18 protein-coding genes are annotated in these 20739 nt (G+C 65.2%); 7 read left to right on the top strand and 11 right to left on the bottom strand.

Annotated elements, in window-relative coordinates; genetic code table 11:
* Positions 1-10: 10 nt before the first annotated feature.
* The 3 genes from AC1G9L_RS20520 to AC1G9L_RS20510 form a co-directional block, all read right to left on the bottom strand.
* A complete protein-coding gene (locus AC1G9L_RS20520; protein WP_019800216.1) occupies positions 11-601 on the bottom strand; it encodes an XAC0095 family protein in 591 nt (196 codons plus the stop codon).
* A 503-nt stretch (positions 602-1104) separates the two neighbouring features.
* Complete coding sequence (locus AC1G9L_RS20515) at positions 1105-1668, bottom strand: hypothetical protein (RefSeq protein WP_019799963.1); 564 nt, start codon at positions 1666-1668, stop codon at positions 1105-1107.
* Positions 1665-1898, bottom strand: coding sequence for a helix-turn-helix domain-containing protein (locus AC1G9L_RS20510; protein WP_481071204.1), 234 nt, complete (start codon positions 1896-1898; stop codon positions 1665-1667). Before AC1G9L_RS20510 ends, AC1G9L_RS20515 begins: the two co-directional genes overlap by 4 nt.
* Before the next feature lie 61 nt (positions 1899-1959).
* On the opposite strand from AC1G9L_RS20510, the gene AC1G9L_RS20505 reads away from it, so the two are divergent.
* Positions 1960-2949: a DNA methyltransferase gene (locus tag AC1G9L_RS20505; RefSeq protein ID WP_019799962.1), complete on the top strand. Its 990-nt coding sequence runs from the start codon at positions 1960-1962 to the stop codon at positions 2947-2949.
* Positions 2950-3220: 271 nt separating this feature from the next.
* Here AC1G9L_RS20505 and AC1G9L_RS20500 read toward each other — a convergent pair whose 3' ends face one another.
* Together AC1G9L_RS20500 and AC1G9L_RS20495 are read right to left on the bottom strand one after the other, a co-directional pair.
* On the bottom strand, positions 3221-4150 hold the full coding sequence (locus AC1G9L_RS20500) for an SDR family oxidoreductase (RefSeq protein WP_481069845.1): 930 nt from the start codon (positions 4148-4150) through the stop codon (positions 3221-3223).
* A complete protein-coding gene (locus AC1G9L_RS20495; protein ID WP_019800675.1) occupies positions 4147-5199 on the bottom strand; it encodes an MBL fold metallo-hydrolase in 1053 nt (350 codons plus the stop codon). The genes AC1G9L_RS20500 and AC1G9L_RS20495 overlap by 4 nt, the downstream gene beginning before the upstream one ends.
* 92 nt (positions 5200-5291) lie before the next feature.
* On the opposite strand from AC1G9L_RS20495, the gene AC1G9L_RS20490 reads away from it, so the two are divergent.
* On the top strand, positions 5292-5924 hold the full coding sequence (locus tag AC1G9L_RS20490; protein ID WP_019800674.1) for a TetR/AcrR family transcriptional regulator C-terminal domain-containing protein: 633 nt from the start codon (positions 5292-5294) through the stop codon (positions 5922-5924).
* Between the two features lie 33 nt (positions 5925-5957).
* Here AC1G9L_RS20490 and AC1G9L_RS20485 read toward each other — a convergent pair whose 3' ends face one another.
* From AC1G9L_RS20485 to AC1G9L_RS20475, 3 genes are all read right to left on the bottom strand, one after another.
* On the bottom strand, positions 5958-6308 hold the full coding sequence (locus tag AC1G9L_RS20485) for a glyoxalase/bleomycin resistance/extradiol dioxygenase family protein (RefSeq protein ID WP_019800673.1): 351 nt from the start codon (positions 6306-6308) through the stop codon (positions 5958-5960).
* Positions 6309-6882: 574 nt separating this feature from the next.
* Entirely contained in the window at positions 6883-8103 is a 1221-nt protein-coding gene (locus tag AC1G9L_RS20480) for a hypothetical protein (protein WP_481069844.1), read from the bottom strand.
* Between the two features lie 341 nt (positions 8104-8444).
* Positions 8445-9413 (bottom strand): LysR family transcriptional regulator, encoded by a 969-nt coding sequence (locus AC1G9L_RS20475; protein WP_481069843.1) that lies wholly within the window; start codon positions 9411-9413, stop codon positions 8445-8447.
* Positions 9414-9521: 108 nt separating this feature from the next.
* Between AC1G9L_RS20475 and aceB the strand changes: the two genes are divergently transcribed.
* The 4 genes from aceB to AC1G9L_RS20455 all read left to right on the top strand — a co-directional run bounded on the left by aceB (position 9522) and on the right by AC1G9L_RS20455 (position 16533).
* On the top strand, positions 9522-11162 hold the full coding sequence (gene aceB, locus AC1G9L_RS20470; RefSeq protein WP_481069842.1) for a malate synthase A: 1641 nt from the start codon (positions 9522-9524) through the stop codon (positions 11160-11162).
* Positions 11163-11305: 143 nt separating this feature from the next.
* On the top strand, positions 11306-12601 hold the full coding sequence (gene aceA, locus AC1G9L_RS20465) for an isocitrate lyase (protein ID WP_019801014.1): 1296 nt from the start codon (positions 11306-11308) through the stop codon (positions 12599-12601).
* A gap of 233 nt (positions 12602-12834) precedes the next feature.
* Positions 12835-13878 carry a diguanylate cyclase domain-containing protein gene (locus AC1G9L_RS20460; RefSeq protein WP_019801013.1) on the top strand — a complete coding sequence of 348 codons (1044 nt, stop codon included), beginning with the start codon at positions 12835-12837 and terminating at the stop codon, positions 13876-13878.
* Between the two features lie 27 nt (positions 13879-13905).
* Positions 13906-16533, top strand: a complete 2628-nt coding sequence (locus tag AC1G9L_RS20455; RefSeq protein ID WP_481069841.1) for a putative peptide modification system cyclase — start codon at positions 13906-13908, stop codon at positions 16531-16533.
* On the opposite strand, the gene AC1G9L_RS20450 is transcribed toward AC1G9L_RS20455, so the two are convergent.
* Positions 16485-16841 carry an NHLP-related RiPP peptide gene (locus AC1G9L_RS20450; protein ID WP_019799789.1) on the bottom strand — a complete coding sequence of 119 codons (357 nt, stop codon included), beginning with the start codon at positions 16839-16841 and terminating at the stop codon, positions 16485-16487. The genes AC1G9L_RS20455 and AC1G9L_RS20450 overlap by 49 nt on opposite strands.
* A gap of 140 nt (positions 16842-16981) precedes the next feature.
* Here AC1G9L_RS20450 and AC1G9L_RS20445 point away from each other — a divergent pair, with 140 nt between their 5' ends.
* Positions 16982-18169, top strand: coding sequence for a putative peptide maturation dehydrogenase (locus AC1G9L_RS20445; protein ID WP_481069840.1), 1188 nt, complete (start codon positions 16982-16984; stop codon positions 18167-18169).
* Between the two features lie 18 nt (positions 18170-18187).
* Here the strand turns inward: AC1G9L_RS20445 and AC1G9L_RS20440 are convergent, their stop codons facing one another.
* Complete coding sequence (locus AC1G9L_RS20440; protein WP_019799791.1) at positions 18188-18694, bottom strand: cupin; 507 nt, start codon at positions 18692-18694, stop codon at positions 18188-18190.
* 173 nt (positions 18695-18867) lie between these two features.
* Positions 18868-20490: a SulP family inorganic anion transporter gene (locus AC1G9L_RS20435; protein WP_481069839.1), complete on the bottom strand. Its 1623-nt coding sequence runs from the start codon at positions 20488-20490 to the stop codon at positions 18868-18870.
* Positions 20491-20739 lie beyond the last annotated feature (249 nt).

Genomic DNA, 20739 nt, shown 5'->3' with positions numbered 1-20739 from the left:
CGTGCGCCTGCTAATGCAACCGTTCGCTTCCCGCAGGCGGCGCGACCGGCTCCAGCGTATAGCTCGCACGTGCCTCGCGAACGCCATTGGGCGTCGGTGCCTGTGGCGGCTGGCAGGCAATCTTCAGCAGCAGCGCCCGCATCGCATTCGCTGCATCGCAGAGCGTGTCGTCCAACGTCTGCCCAGCGCGTTCGGTCGTATCGCCGACCGCCACCATCTGCGCGTGGGCCGACATGGTCTCGGCCAACAGGGTGAGACGGTCGATCTGCTCTTGCGTGATCCGAAACCCGCTGTCGCCTGCATCCAGCGCGGCCTCGGTGGTGGCAGGGTGCCCGGCGCTGTACATCGTGTCGATCCGCTGTGCTGGATAAGACAACACATCCAGTACCACATCCACCTGATCGGCGAGCAGTTCCAGGCACAACGCCAACTCGCCCATACGCACCTTGGGCTCTGCGGCCCGCTCCTCGGCCTGCGTGCGCGGCTGTGCCAGCCTGGCCAGGAACTGCACGTGATCGCGCAGCTTCACCAGCCGGAACTGGCTGTCCTCCGGCAGAAAATAGCCGGGCATGTCTTCGTCGTCCAAACGATCGTGCGACATCGTTGCCTCCTCGTTCCATCAAGGGTACGCCCGCCAAAAACGGCGGACGGGAAGTCGGGAGGCTAGAAACCGCACACAGCCGGCGGGCTTATTCCCCTTGCGGGTGTTGTATTCACCGCCCTCCCGACGCTGGCATCGCGTCGGTTGCACCTGCACGAAGGCAGGCACAAAAAACCCACCGATTTATCGGAGGTGGGTACCGCTGTGTGCGGAGTTTCTAGGCTCCTTAAGATGAAGGATGCTGCCAAAGCAAGGCATATGTCAACGGGAGATACCTACGCGGGACTAGGCTGATCTCCTACGACACGCAGGGATGACATCGGACCCACAATCGTCATGTTCGACGAGTGCAGAAATGCCTTTCATCCATCATGCTCGATGGCAGCCATCAAGGCGGCATTCCAAACAAAAAAGTGTAATGCATCAGATAGAAGTGAACCTAACCATTGTTACCACTCGGCTCATGGCGTGGCGCCGCTTACCTAGTGAGGTTGTGGGCTGCCCTAGACCTCGTCAGGCTCGAAGCCTGCCGCATCGTCTGGCGTCGGTTGCACACGGCGTCGGGTGGAAAGGTCTGGCGCCTGGCCATGGATAAGACGCCCGTGCTTCAGTACGTACTTCGCGGGAATCTTTGGGTTGTTGATATCCTTGCCTCCATCCGCATGCCACTTCCCTTCCCACTTCTGGAAGTAGAACTCAAGGTCCGTGGGTTCCAACAGATAGACGGCTTGGAGCGCGATATGCCGATAAATCGCGAAGATCCAGGGAACCTGTCGATACTTGGCGATGATGGCAGGGTTCATGTGGTGATGAGTCGAGAAGCCTTTGACCAGCTCAATGTTGACCGACTTCAGTTCATATTCGCGTCCGTTGGCATCGACAGCGTCATTGCCCTCGCGACCAGGAATGATGCGAAGTCCAAGAAGGAGGAGAACCTGCAGCAGCTTACCCCCGTTGTCCTGGAAGATGTCGTCAATGCCGTGCTTGGTCGCGAGCTTCTGGTACTCCTCAACGGACGGCCATGCAGCTTGCAGGCGCTCGTAGTCTTGGTGCGGCTTCAGTGTCATGCTTTCGGTTCCTCCAGCAGAGATGCGGGAGAAACGTCCAAGGCCACGGCCAGCCGCTGGATGTTGTCGATGGAGATGTTGCGTTCGCCCCTCTCCACTGAGCCTACATAAGTCCTGTGTAGGCCCGCTGCGTCGGCTAGCGCCTCTTGCGACAGCCCGAGCTTCTCTCGCGCAGTTCTTAGATTTGAGGCAAAGCGGCGTCTTGTCTCAGAGGGCTTTAACTTCTTCATCATGCGCGGGATAATCAGCGCATGATGACAATGAATCTACAGACTATAAGTAGCAATCAACATGATCGATAGCATCTCTCCGGCCTACACTACTTCCAAGGGCGCCACCTACATCGGGGATTCCCGAGAGCTGTTGGCTGCTCTTCCCGACAACAGCATCAATCTTGTGTTGACGAGTCCTCCGTTTGCGCTTCAGCGGCAGAAGGAATATGGCAACCTCGACCAATATGAGTACATTGACTGGTTCCTTGAATTCGCAAAGCTGGTGCATCAGAAGTTGACAGACGACGGTAGTTTCGTCGTGGATTTTGGTGGGGCATATATGAAGGGAGTTCCCGCTCGTAGCCTATATAACTTCCGAGTGATGATTCGGATGGTGGATGAGCTGGGCTTCTTTCTCGCGGAAGACTTTTATTGGTTTAACCCGTCGAAGCTTCCGAGCCCGATCGAGTGGGTTAACAAGCGTAAGCTCCGAGTGAAGGACTCCATCAATACGGTGTGGTGGTTTAGTAAGACCGAGTGGCCGAAGTCAGATATCACAAAGGTCCTTTCGCCTTATAGCGATCGCATGAAGAAGTTGATTGAGGATCCTGATAAGTTTTACACCCCGAAGGTCCGCCCATCTGGTCACGATATTGGCAAAGGTTTTGCGAAGGATAATGGGGGAGCTATTCCCCCGAATCTTCTGCAGATTCCTAACTCCGAATCCAATGGGCAGTATCTTTCCGGCTGCAAGGCCGTCGGCCTTAAAGGACACCCAGCACGCTTCCCGGCAAAGTTGCCGGAGTTTTTTATTCGCATGCTCACCGATCCTGATGACATCGTCTTAGATATCTTCGGAGGATCAAACACCACCGGCCATGTTGCTGAGGCGGAGGGGCGCCGCTGGATGTCCTTCGAGGCATTGCCTGAGTATGTCGCCGCGTCTTCCTTTCGGTTTTTCGAAAAAGGCACTGCTCCCTCGGTGATGATGGACGTCTACAATCGCATCGTTTCTGGAGAATCTGTGGATTTGAACCTCTGGCGCCAGCAGTTCGGGCTAGGTATCTGAGCCTCGGTGATGAGCAACATCGCAAACGTTAGCCTTTTGAGTTGTGACCTGCCGTGACAGTCAAAGCTAGGTAGAGCCCGTCACAAGCCCGGCGGGCATGCGCGAGAGTCACTTCGGCGCAGGGTAGGTCATCGGCCTCATATTGTTGGAGTGGGCTCGACTGGAGGGCGCCTCTAAACCCGACGGGACGTGTCCATAGGAACGGCTTCCGGTGGGAACATGGCGAGCGCAAGCCTTCAATCGACGGGCAGGCGGAGCTGCGGCAGTACGCTCAGAACGTCACACCAGCCAGCCTGCACGCTATCTCCCACAACTGCGCAGCCACCTGCAGATCGCGCGCCTGGCGGGCGATCCTGGCCGGTGCCGGGTCGCCTTTCAGTTCGAACGGGCCATCCGGGCCGTAGTACCCGCCGGGCTGGGCGTGTGGCGAGGTGGCGGCGTAGAGCGTGGGCAGGGCGCCAGCGGCGGCGGAGTGGCTGATCCAGGGGGCCAGCCATGTGGTCGCCGCGCCGATCGCGGTGCGGCGTCCGCCGACCGCCGGGCCATTGGCGACCAGCGCGGTCTGCGCGATGCCGGGGTGCGCGGCGAGTGCGCGCAGGCCCCACCCCTGCGCGTCGCTGCGCCGCTGCAGTTCCAGCGAAAACATCAGCATCGCCAGCTTGGATTGCCCATAGGCCTTCCACGGCCGGTAGGGGCGTTCGCACTGCAGGTCGTCGAAGTCGATGCGGGCATAGCGGTGCGCCAGGCTCGACAGGTTCACCACGCGTGCGCCCGGCGCGGCGCGCAGCAGCGGCAACAGGCGCGCAGTCAGCGCGAAATGGCCGACATAGTTGCTGCCGAACTGCAGTTCCAGGCCGTCGGCCGTGGTCTGCCGCTGCGGCGGCGCCATTACGCCGGCGTTGTTGATCAGCAGATCCAGCCGCGGGGCGCGCGCCGCGATGCGCTCGGCGAAGGCGGCCACCGACGCGAGCTGCGCCAGGTCCAGGGCTTCCACGCGCACGTCGGCCGCCGGATGCGCGGCCAGGATCGCCTGCCGCGCAGCCTCGCCCTTGCCGGGGTTGCGGGCGGCCAGCACCACGCTGGCGCCCGCGCCGGCCAGGGCCAGCGCGGTCTCGTAGCCGAGGCCGTCAGGGCTGGCACCGGTGACGATGGCGATCTTGTCGCGCTGCGACGGCAGGTTGGACAGGGTCCAGCGGCTCACAGCGACACCCCCTGCGCCAGTGCACGCCACCAGCGCTCGCCGTGCGCGGGCTGCGACAGGTCGACGCGCTCGCCCATGCGCGGCGTGGCCAGCGCCACGCCGGCGGTATCGGCCAGCGCCGCGAGGCGTTCGAAGGGTTCGTGCCAGGCGTGCATGGCCAGGTCGAAGGTGCCGTTGTGGATCGGCAGCAGCGTGCGTCCACCGATGTCCAGATGCGCCTGCAGGGTCTGCTCCGGCTGCATGTGCACGTGCGGCCAGTCGACGTCGTAGGCACCGTTCTCGATCAGGCTCACATCGAACGGGCCCAGCCGCTCGCCGATCGCCTTGAAGCCGTCGGAGTAGCCGCCGTCGCCGCTGAAGAACAGCCTCAAGTCGGGCGTCTCGATCGCCCACGAACACCACAGCCGGCGCCCGCGGTCTAACATGCCGCGGCCGGAGAAATGCTGCGCCGGCGTGGCGGTCAGCGTCACCCCGTCCACCGTGGTCGACTGCCACCAGTCCAGTTGCCGGATCTTGTCCGCGGCCACGCCCCAGCGCTGCAGCAGGTCGCCCACGCCCAGCGGGGTCACGAACGTGCCGACGCGCTCGGCCAGGCGGCGGATGCTGGCGCGGTCCAGGTGGTCGTAGTGATCGTGCGAGAGGATCACCCCGGCGATCGGCGGCAACGCGTCCAGCGCGATCGGCGGTGCGTGGAAGCGGCGTGGGCCGGCGAATGGAAACGGCGAGGCGCGTTCGGAGAACACCGGGTCGGTCAGCCACAAACGCTCGCGCAGCTTGAGCAGCACGGTGGAATGGCCGAGCCGGTACAGGCTGCGGTCGGGCGCCGCCAGCAGCTGGGCGGCTGTCAACGGCAGCACCGGCAGCGGTTGCGCCGGCACCGCCTCGGGCGACTTGCGGGTCAGCAGATGCCACAGGATCCGCAGGGTCCCGGCCAGTCCGGGCGCGCCGCTGGTGCCCGGGGTGGCGTTGCGGAAGCGGCCATGGCGGTACTGCGGCGACGCCAGATGCGCGGGCGGAGCAGGGGACAGCGAGGAAGCGGACGCGGACATGGCAGCAATCCTTGGAAGACGAGCGCGAGAATTACACTACACAGTGTAGTTTCCTTTTCGTGAAAGTAAACTGGTCGGTGTAACATCCGGACATGGCTTCTCTTTCCACACCCGCTTCGGCACGGCTGACCGAGCGCAAGCGCCAGGCGATCCTGGAGGCGGCGATCGCCGAGTTCCATGGCCATGGCTTCGAGGCCACCAGCATGGACCGCATCGCGGCCAGCGCCGGCGTGTCCAAGCGCACCGTCTACAACCATTTCCCCAGCAAGGATGCGCTGTTCGACGAGATCCTGGTGCAGCTGTGGCAGCGCAGCCTGGACACGATCGGCGTGCCCTACGACCCGCAGCAGCCGCTGCGCGCGCAGCTGCTGCAGTTGCTTCAGCAGAAGCTGCAGATGTTCGACGATCCCGCCTTCCTGGGCCTGTCGCGGATGGCGATGGTCGAAGGCCTGCGCGCGCCCGAGCGTGCGCGCGACCTGGTCGCGCGCCTGGGCAGCAAGGAGGAGGGCACCCTGGTCTGGTTACGTGCGGCCCTGGCCGATGGGCGGCTCAAGCCGCTGCAGCCCGAGTTCGCCGCGCAGCAGTTGCATGCGCTGATCAAGGGCTTCGCGTTCTGGCCGCAGTTGAGCATGGGTCAGCCGCCGCTCAGCCCCGCGCAACAGGCCGAGGTCGCCGCGTCGGCGGCCGACATGTTCCTGGGGCATTACGCGCGCGATCCGGACTAGCGCGGCCGCATCGCCGCGCGTGCGCAGCGGGCATCAGCCCTCGCACCACACCGCCAGTTCGTAGCCGTCGCGGTCGGCGAAGTGGAAGCGGCGCCCGCCGGGGAAGTCGAACACGGGGCGCACGATGCGGCCGCCGGCGGCTTCGATGCGGGCCTGGGTCGCGGCGAGATCGTGGGAGTACAGCACCACCAGGGCGCCGCCGGGTTGCGGCGTGCCGTGGAAGAAGCCGCCGCTCAGGCGGCCGTCGCGGAACTCGCAGTAGTCCGGGCCGTAGTCCTGGAAGGTCCAGTCGAAGGCCGGGCCGTAGAAGGCCTTGGCCGCGGCGATCGAGGCGACGGCGAATTCCAGATAGTCGATGCGGTGGTGTTGCTCGGCGCGGGACATGGGCGGCTCCTGTGGACGAGCCGCCAGTATCCCGCGCGGCGGCGTATGCAGTGGCATAAAGATTTTAGTTTGCGACAAATCTTCAGGGATTTTTTGGAAAAGTCTGATGTTCGGCGGTCCTGAGGCCGGCAGGGGAAGGCACTAGAACTATAAGCTCAAAAAACAGGCAATTTTCCTCGTAGGCAACCGCGACCCCGAGCGAAGAAGACCGATCCCTTCTAGGCATCTGCTTTGGCGAGCGAGGGGACTTGCGGGTTCACTTTAGAGCTCCAGATGGATTGCACCGCAACTTAGGCAGAGAACTGACGTAGTGAGCATGCCATCGAATGTAGTCAAGCCAGACCAGTCTCGTCTTCTGGCTTAAAGACGTCCAAATGTGCCGATCGGGTAGTAAAGGACCGGCGCCAAAACGCAAGCGGTGACCAGTCAGCTATTGAACCAAAAACAGGAGGCGGCTCACTGACGGTCAAGATCTACCATACAGTCGCGACGTTCGCATCAACAGTGGACAATACCGGCCTCTCCAGAAGTAGATTGGTTTGGAGCGTGTGTCATGATGACTTGATCCTGAATTCTACGGATCGTGAATGGACAGCAAAGAACGTGTGTTGTCCTTCATATAGGACTGCAAGTGACGATCTACGGCCTTATCATCAAAATACAGACGTACAACATGCGAGCTCGACACATCGACGTCTGTTACTGCTAACCCGATAGGCTTGCGATTTACACCTATAGAGATTCCAGCCTGTATCGCATTGCGTGCAATACGCTTAGTCTCCTCCATTGAGAGTGGATCGAACCCATTTCTTTTATTATGGATAGCGCTGGCGATCAATATGTGCCTGGTTGTCTCAAGGGCGCGAGTATAATATTTACGAAAGTCTTTGTGGGCGAAATATTCGTTAATCGCACTTGAGAGCATGGTTCCAAGTGAAGCTCCCAAGCGCGTCGAGGTTATGTTGCCAAGGGTATCATCCGCTCGAACGCGTACAAAAGAAATCGCTGTTCCAACAAGTTCGGCTTGTCCAGAACCATCCATAACGCGATGCGCTGCTTGCACTAGTTGAGGAGAACTCAGGCACCAAGTGCTAGTGAAAGCTGGACCCTCGTCTTCCGTGAAGAGTGCATCAACCAGGATCAACTTGGCCTTCCCCTGGCGCTTTAGGTCTTCGAGAACCTGACGGTAGTGTGCCTTTAGCTTTTTACCATTCTCATCCAGCAGAAGGACCAGATAAAAATCTTCCAAGCCTTGACGTTTGAATGCCGATATTATTTCGCAAACCGCTTTGCCGGAGATCACTGTGTCGACAAATACAAACCGTTTGCCGGCGCGCCTTAGCGGCAAGCCGTGAGTTCGGTCGAACCCGAACAGTTCAGCCACGCAGTGCTGATAGTATCGCAACTCGTTTGAGGCAGAGTCTCTAGTAATAATTGCACGAAGTACGCGAACCCAGTAATCGCGAATTTGCGAGGTCCCATCTATGACGCCCACGGGCGCATCGGCCGTAAAAGGCAGAGTGACAGTCCCGTAGGCAAAGGGTGTGTGCAAGCTATGAAGCCATGGTTCCGGCCCACGCTGCTGAACACAGCCGGATCGATGCACGTTCCAGGTCAGATCTTGGAAAGGCGTCGTCCCGCGGCTTGGAAAGACTGCGGTTTCATAGCCTTCATCCTCGAGTGCGACCAATACTTCGTATAGCTTGACAGCGGCATCTACATAAGATCGAACATGCTCAAGAGATATGCGGGTGTTCCACCAACTGCGCTTAATATCATCCATCGTAATCTTCATGACGCGTTCCTTTCACTCAGTTGGTCGAGGTGTGTAATTCAACGTATCCACGCTCACCCGTCGACTCTCTCAATAGCTAAAGCGGGGATATGTCTTGCGAGCATTTGGCTGACATATGCAGGCGAACAGCCGCAGCCGTTAATAAGCTATGCCCCGTCATGTTAATGAATACTTCGCTGCTCGCAAGTCGATTCATCAGGTTTGCCTTTGTTCTGTGAGCGCCATGCAAGCGGTCGCGCAGGTCCGGTGGTGCGTCGACTTCGGCGTAGCGGGAGGGCAGGGACAACGGGCGTGCCGTCACCGTAGCAGAGGCAGTGGCGCCGTTGTCTCGCGCGGTGTGCCTACCGCTCCGACGGCCCGCTCTCGTCGTAGCCGCGCGGGGTGAACAGGTCCGGCTGGATCAGTTCGATGAAGGCGCGCGCCTGCGGCGACAGGTACTTGCCCTTGCGCACCACCACGCCGTAGCTGCGCGCCGGGAAGTAGTCGCCCAGCGCGCGGGTGGCCAGGCGCGCGCGGTCGGCGTCGGTGAGGCAGATCGAACTGACGATGGACACGCCCATGCCCATCGCCACGTACTGCTTGATCACTTCCCAGCCGCCGACCTCCAGCGCCACGGTGTAGGGCACGCGCGCCTGCTGGAACACCAGGTCGACCAGGCGGTAGGTGACCTGGCGCCGCGGCGGCAGGATCAGCGGGTAGGGCGACAGGTCTTCCAGGGTCAGCCTGGGCTTGCGCGCGAGCGCGTGGTCGTGCGGGGCGATCAGCAACTGTTCGAAGCGGTACACCGGGGCGTAGCTGAGGTCGGCGGGGACGTCGAGCATGGAGCCGACCGCCAGGTCCACCGCGTCCTCGCGCAGCAGGTCGGTGCCGTCGGCGCTGATCGCGTTGTGCAGGGTCAGCCGCACCTGCGGGTGGCGGGCACGGAAGGCCTCCACGATCTTCGGCAGCAGATAGAGGATGGTGGAACTGTTGGCGGCGACGTTGAGCTCGCCGGCGTCCAGTCCCCGCGCCTTCTCGCGGAAGTCGGCCTCCAGCCGGTCCAGGCTCTCCACCAGCGGCTGCGCCATCTCGTACAGCAACTGCCCCTCGCGGCTGGGCACCAGGCGCCGGCCGCTACGCTCGAACAGCACCACCCCCAGTTCCCGTTCCAGCGCCTGCAACTGCAGCGTCACCGCCGGCTGGCTGACGAACAAGGCCTCCGCGGCCCGCGATACCGCGCCCAGGCGCACCGTCTGGCAGAACGCACGCAACGGTTTGAGCCGGTCGGATTTGTAAGGAAATCGCGGGGTTGCAGCGCTGCCCGTGGACATGATGTGATGGATATAAGTACTACTTATATAAAGCATTGACAAAACTGCTTTGTCAAATACATGCCCTGGCAGCACGGTGGAGCCCCGGAAACATCGAGGAATCCCCACATGTCCGCCCCCGCTTTCGCTGTCGCTCCAGACCCCACGCGTTCCACGCCGGGGATCGCCCTGACCACCTCGCTGGCCGGACAGGACGCCCTGCTGCCGCCGCCGCTGCTGGCCCTGTTGGTGTCGCTGCACCGGGCGATCGAGCCGGAGCGGCAGGGGCGGCTGGCGGCGCGGCGCGAGCGCCAGGCGTTCTTCGACGCCGGCGGCCTGCCGGACTTCCGTGACGACACCCGTGCGATCCGCGAGGGCGACTGGCAGGTGGCGCCGCTGCCCGAGGCGCTGCAGGACCGCCGGGTCGAGATCACCGGACCTACCGATCCGAAGATGGTCATCAACGCGCTGAACTCCGGCGCCAAGGTGTACATGGCCGACTTCGAGGACTCGACCGCGCCGACCTGGCGCAACCTGGTCGCCGGCCAGCGCGCGCTGGCCGAGGCGGTGGCCGGGACGCTGACCTTCACCGCGCCGGCCGCACGCGACGGCAGCCCGGGCAAGCGCTATGCACTGCGTCCCTATGACGAGCAGGCGGTGCTGATCGTGCGTCCGCGCGGCTGGCACCTGGACGAGAAGCACGTGCTGGTCGATGGCCAGCCACTGGCCGGCGGCCTGTTCGACGCCGCCCTGTTCGCCTTCCACAACGGCCGCGCGCTACAGGCCAAGGACCGCGGCCCGTACCTGTACCTGCCCAAGCTGCAGTCGATGGAGGAAGCGGCGCTGTGGGAGACCGCGCTGGCCCACATCGAGGACATGCTCGGCCTGCCGCAGGGCCAGATCAAGGTCACCGTGCTGATCGAGACGCTGCCGGCGGTGTTCGAGATGGACGAGATCCTGCATGCGCTGCGCGGACGCATCGTCGGCCTGAACTGCGGCCGCTGGGACTACATCTTTTCCTACCTGAAGACCTTCCGCCGGCATACGGACCGGGTGCTGCCCGAGCGCGGCCAGGTGACAATGACCCAGCCGTTCCTGAAGGCCTATTCGGAACTGCTGATCCGCACCTGCCACCGCCGTGGCGCGCATGCGATGGGCGGCATGGCCGCGCAGATCCCGATCAGCCACGACGAGGCGGCCAACGAACAGGCGATGGCGCGGGTGCGCGCGGACAAGCTGCGCGAGGTCACCGCCGGCCACGACGGCACCTGGGTGGCGCACCCGGCGCTGATCCCGATCGCCCGTGCGGTGTTCGACGAGCACATGCGCACGCCGAACCAGCATGCGGTGCGCCGCGAGGACGTGCAGGCCGACCGCGACACGCTGATCGCCCCGTCCGCCGGCACCATCACCCGCGCCGGCTTCGAGGGCAACATCGAAGTGTGCGTGCGCTACCTGGCGGCGTGGCTGGACGGCAACGGCTGCGTGCCGATCCACCACCTGATGGAGGACGCCGCCACCGCCGAGATCAGCCGCAGCCAACTGTGGCAGTGGCTGCACGTGGGCGGCCTGCACCTGGACGACGGCACCGCCATCGACTTCGCCCTGTTCGACGCCTGCCTGCGGCAGCTGCCGGCACGGCTGGGCGAGCGCGCGCTGCTGCCGGGCGGGGCGCGCGTGGACGAGGCCATCGCACTGCTCGACCGGCTGACGCGCGACGAAGAACTGGCCGATTTCCTGACCTTGCCGGCCTATCAGTTGATTGATTGAGGTGACGCCGGGAATGGGGATTCGGGAATGGGGAATCGCGAAAGCGATGTTCCCGCCTCGGACCCCTTCCAGGCCGGCCACGCCTTCAATCCAGCCACACCCCACCGTTTCATCGCTGCATCCATTTTCGAGGAGAACGCCAGATGAGCACCACGCTGCAGACCGCCGAACAGATCCAGCGCGACTGGGAGACCGATCCGCGCTGGGCCGGGATCACCCGCAACTACACCGCCGCCGACGTGGTGCGCCTGCGCGGCACGGTGCACGTGGAGCATTCGCTGGCTCGGCTCGGTGCCGAGAAGCTGTGGAAGTACCTGCACGAGAAGGATTTCGTCAACGCGCTGGGCGCGCTGACCGGCAACCAGGCGATGCAGCAGGTCAAGGCCGGGCTCAACGCCATCTACCTGTCCGGCTGGCAGGTGGCCGCCGACGCCAACCTGGCCGGGCAGATGTACCCGGACCAGTCGCTGTATCCGGCCGACTCGGTGCCGGCGGTGGTCAAGCGCATCAACAACACCCTGTTGCGTGCGGACCAGTTGCACCACGCCGAAGGCAAGGACGAGATCGACTTCCTGCAGCCGATCGTGGCCGACGCCGAGGCCGGATTCGGCGGCGTGCTCAACGCCTTCGAATTGATGAAGGCGATGATCGAGGCCGGCGCGGCAGGCGTGCACTTCGAGGACCAGTTGGCCTCGGTCAAGAAGTGCGGGCACATGGGCGGCAAGGTGCTGGTGCCGACCCGCGAGGCGATCGAGAAGTTGAACGCCGCGCGCCTGGCCGCCGACGTGATGGGCGTGCCGACCCTGCTGGTGGCGCGCACCGATGCCGAGGCCGCCGACCTGGTGACCAGCGACATCGACCCGAACGACCGCCCGTTCACCACCGGCGAGCGCACCGTCGAAGGCTTCTTCCGCACCCGCAAGGGCCTGGACCAGGCGATCAGCCGCGGCCTGGCCTACGCGCCCTACGCCGACATGATCTGGTGCGAGACCGGCAAGCCGGACCTGGAGTTCGCGCGCAAGTTCGCCGAGGCCATCCATGCCAAGTTCCCCGGCAAGCTGCTGGCCTACAACTGCTCGCCCAGCTTCAACTGGAAGAAGAACCTGGACGACGCCACTATCGCCAAGTTCCAGCGCGAGATCGCCAGCTACGGCTACAAGTTCCAGTTCATCACCCTGGCGGGCTTCCACGCGCTGAACTATTCGATGTTCAACCTGGCGCACGGCTATGCGCGCCGGCAGATGAGCGCCTTCGTCGAACTGCAGGAAGCCGAGTTCGCCGCCGCCGACCGCGGCTTCACCGCGGTCAAGCACCAGCGCGAGGTCGGCACCGGCTACTTCGATGCGGTGACCCAGGCGATCCAGCAGGGCCAGTCCTCGACCACCGCGCTGACCGGCTCGACCGAGGAAGAGCAGTTCCATGGCGAGAAAGCGGCCTGACCTGCAGCCAGGTGCCGATCGATCGCCCCTCCCTGGCAGGAGGTGGGAAGCCCGGGTTCGCCCGGGCTTTTTTTACGCGCGTGCGCCGATGGCGCGGCGATGTCTACCGCGTGCGACAGCTTGCTGCAGCGTCTCCTGGCGGGGCGAGATTGGCTGTGAAATGTATCGTGAGCGCCATGTGTAGGTGATATGCTCACCGGACAGGGGCCAGCGACGTCAGATTAGGGGGCCGGATGAGCTGCGACAGCGCCGCATCCACCGCACGCGGCACAATTTCCAACGCTGCGGTCGCTCCGAAGCCGAACGAGCTGGCGGTGCTGACCGCCGCGGAATTGCGCCTGTTTTCCGAATTCGGCCGCGCCCGCACGGTGCGCGCCGGCGACGTGCTGTTTCGCCGCGGCGACGGCGGCAGCGCCATGTTCGTGATCACCAGCGGCGTGATCGATCTGGATTTCGGCGAGGACCTGGTGGTCAAGCACCTGGGCCACGGCGAGTTCTTCGGCGAACTGGGCCTGCTGATCGGCAACCACATGCGCAGCGCCGACGCGCTGGCCGCCAGCGACGGCACGCTGGTGGAACTGGACCACGACGATTTCCAGCGCCTGGTCGAGCGCGACCCGGGCGTGGTCGCCTACTTCCTCCGCCGCACCATCGTGCGCGTGGTGATGAACGAGCAGACCCTGATCCGCCAGCTGCGCCGGCGCAACCGCGACCTGGAAGCGGCGCTGGACAACCTCTACGCCACCACCCATCAGCTGACCCAGACTGAAGAGCTGGTGCGCACCGACGAACTGACCGGCCTGCACAACCGCCGCGGGCTGATCCTGCGCCTGCAGGAGTGCCGCCGCGACGGCCGCTCGCCCGGCCCGGGCCTGTTGCTGATCGACTGCGATCGGTTCAAGCACATCAACGATGCGCACGGCCACCTGGTCGGCGACCGCGTCTTGCAGAACGTCGCCAACATCCTGCGCTCGGTGGCCGGGCCGGACGACATCGCCTGCCGCCTGGGCGGCGACGAGTTCTGCCTGCTGGTGGCCGCCGGCAACGTCGAGGATTTGCGCCGCATCGGCGAGTTCGTGCTCGCCACTGTGCAGAACCTGCTGGGCGTGCCGCACCCGGCGCCGCACATCTGCCCGGTCAGCATCGGCATCAGCCGCGTCGATCCGCACTCGGACTGGAACGACTGGTACGCCAACGCCGATGCGGCGCTGTACGAGGCCAAGCGCCAGGGCGGCAACCGCCTGTACTGGCACGACCTCGCCTCTGCCCCCTGCTGAGCCACCGCGTCCCGCCGAGCCGCCGCCATGACCGACGCCATCGCACCGCCGCCCGAGGTCCCGCAGCTGCGCACCCTGCTGCTGACCGACCTGTGCGACTCGGTGGCGCTGGTGGAAAAACTCGGCGACGCCAACGCGGCCGAGCTGTTCAAGCGGCACGACTCGCTGGTGCTGGAACTGCAGCAGCGCTGGCGCGGGCGCCTGATCGACCGTTCCGACGGCCTGCTGCTGTTGTTCGAACGGCCGATCGACGGCCTCGGCTTCGCCCTGGACTACGGCCGCGGCCTGCGCGAGCTGGGCACGCAGCGCAAGCTCGACCTGAAGGTGCGCGCCGGCCTGCACGTGGGCGAGGTGCTGACCTGGCGCAACAGCGACGCCGCCGTGCAGGTGGGCGCCAAGCCGCTGGAAGTGGAAGGCCTGGCTAAGCCGACCGCCGCGCGGCTGATGACCCTGGCGCGGCCCGGGCAGATCCTGCTGTCGGCGGTGGCCGAGTCCCTGACCCACCGCGCCGCCCGCGAGCTGGGCGAACGCGGCGAGCGCCTGCTGTGGAAATCGCACGGCCGCTGGCGCTTCAAGGGCGTGCCGACCCCGCTGGAGATCTACGAAGTCGGCGAGATCGGCCACACCCCGCTGCGCGCGCCCAAGCCCACGCCCAAGGCCTGGCGCGACATCCCGCTGTGGCGCCGGCCGGCGGCGCTGGCGGCGGAGGCCGCGCTGATCGCCGCGTTCGCGGTCGGCGCCTGGTTCGTCACCCGTCCGCAGCCGGCCATCGCCTTCGCCGAACGCGACTGGGTGGTGGTGGGGGATTTGCGGAATTTGACGGGCGATGTGGCGTTGGACGATTCGCTGCAGCAGGCCTTTCGCATCAGCCTGGAGCAGTCGCGCTACGTCAATGTGCTCAGTGATCTGAAGGTGCGCGATACGCTTACGCGGATGCGCCGCGATCCGGAGCACACGCCACTTGATCGCGCCACGGCCTCGGAGATCGCGCAGCGCGACGGCGCGCGCGCCGTGCTGCTGGCCACGGTGTCGGAGGTCGGCGGGCGGGTGCGGGTGAGCGCGGAGGTGGTCGATCCGCGGACGCAGGCGACCGTCTATGCCGAGTCCCGCGACGGCCGCGGCGCTGGTTCGGTGCTGGCGTCCATCGACGCGGTGACCGCTTCGCTGCGCGAGCAGTTGGGCGAAGGCGAGGAGGTCATCAGGAAGAATTCGCCTCCGCTGCCCAGCGTCACCACCAGCAGCCTGGACGCTTTGAAGGCCTATGCGATCGCGATGAAGTACTTCACCCGGCGCGATTTCCGATCCGCCGATCAGTACTTCGTCAAGGCGGCGGAGATCGACAAGGACTTCGCGCTGGCCTACATGGGATCGATGCGGGTCGAGATCTCCACCGCCAACAATCGCGCGGCGTTGCAGTACCTGGCCAAGGCCATGGCCCTGCGCGACCATCTGTCCGAGCGCGATGCGCTATACCTGGATGCGTGGGCGAGCGAACTGGGGCCGCACCCGTGGCGGCAGGCCAAGCAGAAGTGGAAGATGCTGTCAGAACTGTATCCGGACTACTACGCCGGCGCGGCGCAGTTCGCCTGGGACGAGTTCACCGAGGGCAATTACGCTTCCGCCGAGCATAGCGTGCAGAAGTTCGCGGTCGCGCAGAATCCGCTGCGCGACGTGGCGGTGGAATTGCAGGGTCGCATCTACCTGGCGCAGGGCCGTTACGGCGACGCGCTGAACGCCTTCAAACAGGCCGAGGAACTTGGTGGCTATCCCGCAACCCGACGCCACGCCGCTGCGTTCGCTGCGATGAAGGACTATCCGGCAGCTGGCAGGATCATGGCGGCACTGGCGGCGTCAGGAGCAGCGCTGACCGACCACTTCGAACAGATTTCCATTCCCTTGGACCAGGGGCGCTTGGGTGATGCCGCCGCCGCCGCGCAGGCGGCGGTGGCTGCGTCGGCGGATGCCGAGCCAGTGATCCGCTATCCACTGCAGATCGCACAGCAGGCGGTCGCCTTCGTCACCGATCCGCGGACGGTGGATCGGACGATGTTGGCGCGGATCGCTGACGAAGCTCTGGAGCGCGCAGTCCACGGCGACGCTGGCGATCGCGACGATCTTGTGATCGTGGCGATGTCGGCGATCCGCCTGGCACAGCGCAGCGGCGACCACACGCTGTACGACGTCCACGCTGCGCAGCTCGCTTCGCTGGTCACGCAGTCCGGCTTCCCGCCGATGATCAAGCTGCTGTCCCTGCTGCGGGCGCAGCAGTTCGTCGATAGCGGAAATCCCGAGCGCGCGGTCGCCTTGCTACGTGAACAGATCGATGGCCGGGAGCCGTATCAACTCCACGTCAGCCTGCGCGACGCGCTGCTCGCGGCCGGCGAGAAGAAGCAGGCCCTGGCCGAAAACGACTGGTTGGTCGCGCGCCGCGGCCTGGCGTACATCGAACCGATCGGTGGATTGGCCCTCCAATCGATGAATGTCGCCGATGCGAACCTGGCAGTGGTAAGTACTACGGAAATCCTGGCCAGCCTGGGCCAGACCGACCAGGCGCGGCAGAAGGCGGAAACCTTCCGTCGCGCCTGGGCGGGGCAAGCGCTACCGACCTATTTGGCGGTCAGGCTGGCGACAACGGAACCTGCTTCGAAGCAGTGAACGACCGTATGCGTGCCCTCGGCGGTGAGGTAGGCCAGCAGTAGTTCCAGGGCTTCCTGGATTTCTTCCTTGCTCGCCAGGTCCGACGTGCACAGGCAGGTCGGCTCCTCAACCGCGGCGGCGGCGCGTTGATCGGACAAGCCGAGGCTACGCAGCGCCGCGCCCGGATCCTGCGCGAACAGCGCGCGGAAGTCGTCGTCGGTGGACAGAAGCGTGAGCAATTGCTGGGCGGTGGCGAGATCGAAGGGCGGATGCCCCTGCGGCTGATCGGTCATGGTGTAGTCCCCTGTTTCGATATTGGTGGACATGCGATGTACGCATGGCGGCGGTGCGGTTGCCTCGGGCGCTGCCAGCAGCGATCGGGTCCGCGAAGGTATCCTAGCAGTCCAGCATCTCTCCAATGTGGCCAATCGATGCAGCACTTACGCAGGGCGGAAACGAGGGATGCATGCGCGTAAGACGCTGCTCCGTGCTGTTTGTCGAGGCGCGGGAGCATGTGGCGTTCGACATGACCAGCCTGCTTCGTGGTGGTGCCGGATTGCGTCGCCGGCTGGCCTGGGTCGCCCTGGCGCCGCATCTGGATGGTGAGCTCGAACTCGATGCGGTCGACCTGCCGTTGCTCGGCCAGGTCAGCCCCACGGAATGGGTTGAGCGCGCGCAGTTGACCGATCATGCGGACGACGCGATCGAGCGGGCGCTCGAACGCGGTCTGCTGATCGGCGACGACGCGCGCTCTGTCGCGTTTCGCGAGCGCGACGAGGCATTGCGGTCCGCCTACTGGTGGCCAGCTGCCGCCGTGGCGCATTGGGCAAGCCGTTGGCAGGGTATCGACGGAGTGACTGCGATGGAACGCAACGGCATGGTGTCCGCCCCGGACCTGCGCCGCAAGCTGGGCGCGCCGCCGCCGGAGGTGCAGGACATCGGGTCCGGCCTTGCCAGGATTCCATTGCCGCGGCTGGACGATGGCGCCTTTGAGGCCATGCTTGCGCGTCGCGTTACCTGTCGCAATTACGACGATGCCCGCCCGCTGCCGCACGCGCTGTTCCTGCGAATGTTGCAGCGGGTGCTGATGGCGCGGGCGACGCTGAAGGTCCAGGACGACACGGTGTTCCTGAAGAAGAACGTGCCGTCCGCCGGCGGGCTGCACCCGACCGAAGCCTACCTGCTGATACGCCGGGTGGAAGGAATCGAACCCGGCCTGTACCACTACCACCCTGTGGATCACGCGTTAACCCAGCTGCCGTGCCCGGAACCGGACATCGATACCTTCGCGAGGGTGGCGTTGGCCGGGCAGCATTGGTTCGCCGACGCTCACGTGCTGGTCCTGCTGGCGCCGCGATTCAACCGGACGTTCTGGAAGTATCGCCAGCATGCCAAGGCCTATCGCGCGCTGACTCTGGACGTCGGCCACATCTCACAGGCGCTGTACTTCTCTGCCACCGATCTGGGGTTGGGCGCGTTCGTCACCTCTGCCATCAATGATGTCGATCTCGGCAAGGCACTGGACCTGGATCCGATGCGCCAGAGCGTCATGGCGATCTGTGGCTTCGGTTGGCGGTCCGAGCACGCAGCGACGACCGAGTTCGATCCGGCCTGCGATGTCTGGGCGGCGGAGCCAACTTCGCGGCAAGCATGATCCCGGGCGACGACGCGGTCAGTCGACGTCGACAGGTCTCTTCCAATGCTTCAGCAACGGCCCCTCCGCCCCTAGCAATGGATCGCTGCTTGGAAACGGCACGTTGGCGATCCGTTGCAGCATCTCGGCCGTAGGCGCCTCCCGGCAGATATCCCAGTCCTGCCCGTCGGGATAGGCGCCGACGACCAGGAAGTCGGCGCTGGCCGACAGCCGGCAATGGCCTGTCCCGGCCGGCAATAGCAGCGCATCGCCGGCCGCGAGCGCGACCTCGATGCCGCCCGGGCCGCCGAGCAGCACGCGGGCGCTGCCGCGGGCGACGCCGAGCATTTCGTGCGCGGTGGAATGGTAATGGTGATAGTCGTAGATGCCGTCCCGCCATTGCGGCGGCCAGCCGTGCGCGGCAAAGCGGCGTTCGAAGCCGTCGGCGTCGATGGCGCCGACGCATTGCCGGTAGTGCAGCACCGGCAGGAACGGATGGTTGGGCACCCAGTCGTGCGGTGGCAGTTGCCAGTGGTCCAGCGGCATCGTGGTTCTCCTGCACGGTGGGTCGGCAGGCCGATGCTAATCGGCCGATGTCGTCGCCATGTCGCCGCGCGGGACGGCGCGCGGCGTGGCCGTCACGCGGCAATCCACCGAATGACGGCGTGACCGCGCGCTGCGCCGTGCCGCCGTGGCGACACGATCATCCCGGCCGGGCCTCAATGCAGGGGAACGCTTTCCACATCGTCGCGCTGGTGCCTGCCCAGCCGCCCGACCATCGCTGCACTGTCCGGGTTCAGTCCCAGCACGTGGACCTGCGCGCCGTGGCGACGGAATTTCATCACCACCTGGTCCAGCGCGCCGATGGCGCTGATGTCCCAGACGTGCGCGTGGCTCAGGTCCAGGGTGACCCGCGCCGGCGCATGGGCGAAGTCGAAGGCACCGGCGAAGCTGCCGGCCGAGGCGAAGAACAGTTGGCCGCGGATGCGGTAGGTGTGGCCACCGTCCGCGTCCTCGCTGCGCTCGATCTGCAGCATGCGCCCGACCTTGCGCGCGAAGAACAGCGCCGACAGCAGCACGCCGGTGAGGACACCGCGCGCCAGGTCGTGGGTGGCCACGGTCACCGCGACGGTGCCGAGCATCACCACGCTGGAACTGGTCGGGTGGGTGCGCAATTGCGCCAGCGAGCGCCAGCTGAAGGTGCCCACCGAGACCATGATCATCACCGCGACCAGCGCGGCCATCGGGATCTGCCGCACCCAGGCGCCGGCGAACACCACCAGCAGCAACAGCACGCTGCCGGCGACCAGCGCGGACAGGCGCCCGCGCCCGCCGGACTTCACGTTGATCACCGACTGCCCGATCATCGCGCAGCCGGCCATGCCGCCGAACAGGCCGCTGACGATGTTGGCCACGCCCTGGCCGACGCATTCGCGGTTCTTGTCGCTGGGCGTGTCGGTCATGTCGTCGACGATCTGCGCGGTCATCATCGACTCGAGCAGGCCGACCACGGCCAGCGTCGCCGATACCGGGAACACGATCCGCAGCGTCTCCAGCGTCCACGGCACCGCCGGCAGCAGCAGGCTGGGCAGGCGATCGGGCAGTTGCCCCTTGTCGCCGACGGTGGGCACATGGATGCCGAAGTACAGCGCCAGCCCGGTCAGCAACACGATCGCCACCAGCGGCGGCGGCACCGCCAGGCCGCGGGTCCAGCGGTGCCCGAGCAGCAGCGCCGCGGCGCCGCCCACGGCGACCGGCAGCAGCGTCCACGGCGCCATGCTGCCCGCGGTCAAGGCCGCGCCCAGCACCAGCAGCCACAGGCCGATGCCGGGAAAGCTGCGCCGCGACAGCCAGGGCAGGCCATAGATCAGCAGCAGGCCCAGCGCCACCAGCGGATACACCGGCACGGGCACGCCGATCAGCTCGGGCAGTTGCGCCATGAAGATCAGGATCGCCAGCGCATTGACGAAGCCGGTGATCACCGAGCGCGAGACGAAGCGCATCAATGCGCCGAGCTTGAACAGCCCGGCCAGGATCTGCAGCACGCCGGTCAGCAGCGTGGCCGCCAGCAGATAGGGCACGCCGTGCTCTTTGACCAGGCCGATCATCAGCAGCGCCATCGCGCCGGTGGCGGCGGAGACCATGCCGGGGCGTCCACCGGCGAAGGCGATGGTCACGCAGATGCAGAAGGCGGCATAGAGGCCGATCTTGGGGTCGACCCCGGCGATGATCGAGAACGCGATCGCTTCGGGAATCAGCGCCAATGCCACGACCAGGCCGGCGAGCACGTCGCCACGGAGATTGCCGCACCACGATTGGTGCAGGGAAGAGGAAAACTTCAAGGTAAACGCTCCTGACACCGCCCTGTCGCAGGGCAGTGCTCGCTAGATGCAAGGGAAAACCAGCAACCTGCGGCCTGCCGTCGAGGGCGGGCCGATGCGTGTCGCGGGTGTCAGGGTGGCGTCATGGGAAAGCGTGCTGAGCGGTCGCGCGCCAGCCGGGCGCGGTGCGCAAGTATACGCGATGCCCGTCCGTAGACCCAGCCGCGCCGCGCGCCGTGTGACTGCACGCACGTCGATGCCGCCGCACGA

The organism is Xanthomonas sp. NCPPB 1132, assembly GCF_056629235.1.
The sequence above is the reverse complement of the archived record's forward strand: the minus strand, read 5'-3'. Positions and strand labels throughout refer to the sequence as shown.

What these genes read in the sequence shown, in the direction of transcription:
- AC1G9L_RS20485 (WP_019800673.1), bottom strand. Translation starts at nt 6,308, where the DNA reads ATGTCCCGCGCCGAGCAACACCACCGCATCGACTATCTGGAATTCGCC.
- AC1G9L_RS20460 (WP_019801013.1), top strand. Translation starts at nt 12,835, where the DNA reads ATGAGCTGCGACAGCGCCGCATCCACCGCACGCGGCACAATTTCCAAC.
- AC1G9L_RS20480 (WP_481069844.1), bottom strand. Translation starts at nt 8,103, where the DNA reads ATGAAGATTACGATGGATGATATTAAGCGCAGTTGGTGGAACACCCGC.
- AC1G9L_RS20450 (WP_019799789.1), bottom strand. Translation starts at nt 16,841, where the DNA reads ATGTCCACCAATATCGAAACAGGGGACTACACCATGACCGATCAGCCG.
- AC1G9L_RS20445 (WP_481069840.1), top strand. Translation starts at nt 16,982, where the DNA reads ATGCGCGTAAGACGCTGCTCCGTGCTGTTTGTCGAGGCGCGGGAGCAT.
- AC1G9L_RS20505 (WP_019799962.1), top strand. Translation starts at nt 1,960, where the DNA reads ATGATCGATAGCATCTCTCCGGCCTACACTACTTCCAAGGGCGCCACC.
- AC1G9L_RS20510 (WP_481071204.1), bottom strand. Translation starts at nt 1,898, where the DNA reads ATGAAGAAGTTAAAGCCCTCTGAGACAAGACGCCGCTTTGCCTCAAAT.
- AC1G9L_RS20475 (WP_481069843.1), bottom strand. Translation starts at nt 9,413, where the DNA reads ATGTCCACGGGCAGCGCTGCAACCCCGCGATTTCCTTACAAATCCGAC.
- aceB (WP_481069842.1), top strand. Translation starts at nt 9,522, where the DNA reads ATGTCCGCCCCCGCTTTCGCTGTCGCTCCAGACCCCACGCGTTCCACG.
- AC1G9L_RS20515 (WP_019799963.1), bottom strand. Translation starts at nt 1,668, where the DNA reads ATGACACTGAAGCCGCACCAAGACTACGAGCGCCTGCAAGCTGCATGG.
- aceA (WP_019801014.1), top strand. Translation starts at nt 11,306, where the DNA reads ATGAGCACCACGCTGCAGACCGCCGAACAGATCCAGCGCGACTGGGAG.
- AC1G9L_RS20490 (WP_019800674.1), top strand. Translation starts at nt 5,292, where the DNA reads ATGGCTTCTCTTTCCACACCCGCTTCGGCACGGCTGACCGAGCGCAAG.
- AC1G9L_RS20495 (WP_019800675.1), bottom strand. Translation starts at nt 5,199, where the DNA reads ATGTCCGCGTCCGCTTCCTCGCTGTCCCCTGCTCCGCCCGCGCATCTG.
- AC1G9L_RS20520 (WP_019800216.1), bottom strand. Translation starts at nt 601, where the DNA reads ATGTCGCACGATCGTTTGGACGACGAAGACATGCCCGGCTATTTTCTG.
- AC1G9L_RS20455 (WP_481069841.1), top strand. Translation starts at nt 13,906, where the DNA reads ATGACCGACGCCATCGCACCGCCGCCCGAGGTCCCGCAGCTGCGCACC.
- AC1G9L_RS20440 (WP_019799791.1), bottom strand. Translation starts at nt 18,694, where the DNA reads ATGCCGCTGGACCACTGGCAACTGCCACCGCACGACTGGGTGCCCAAC.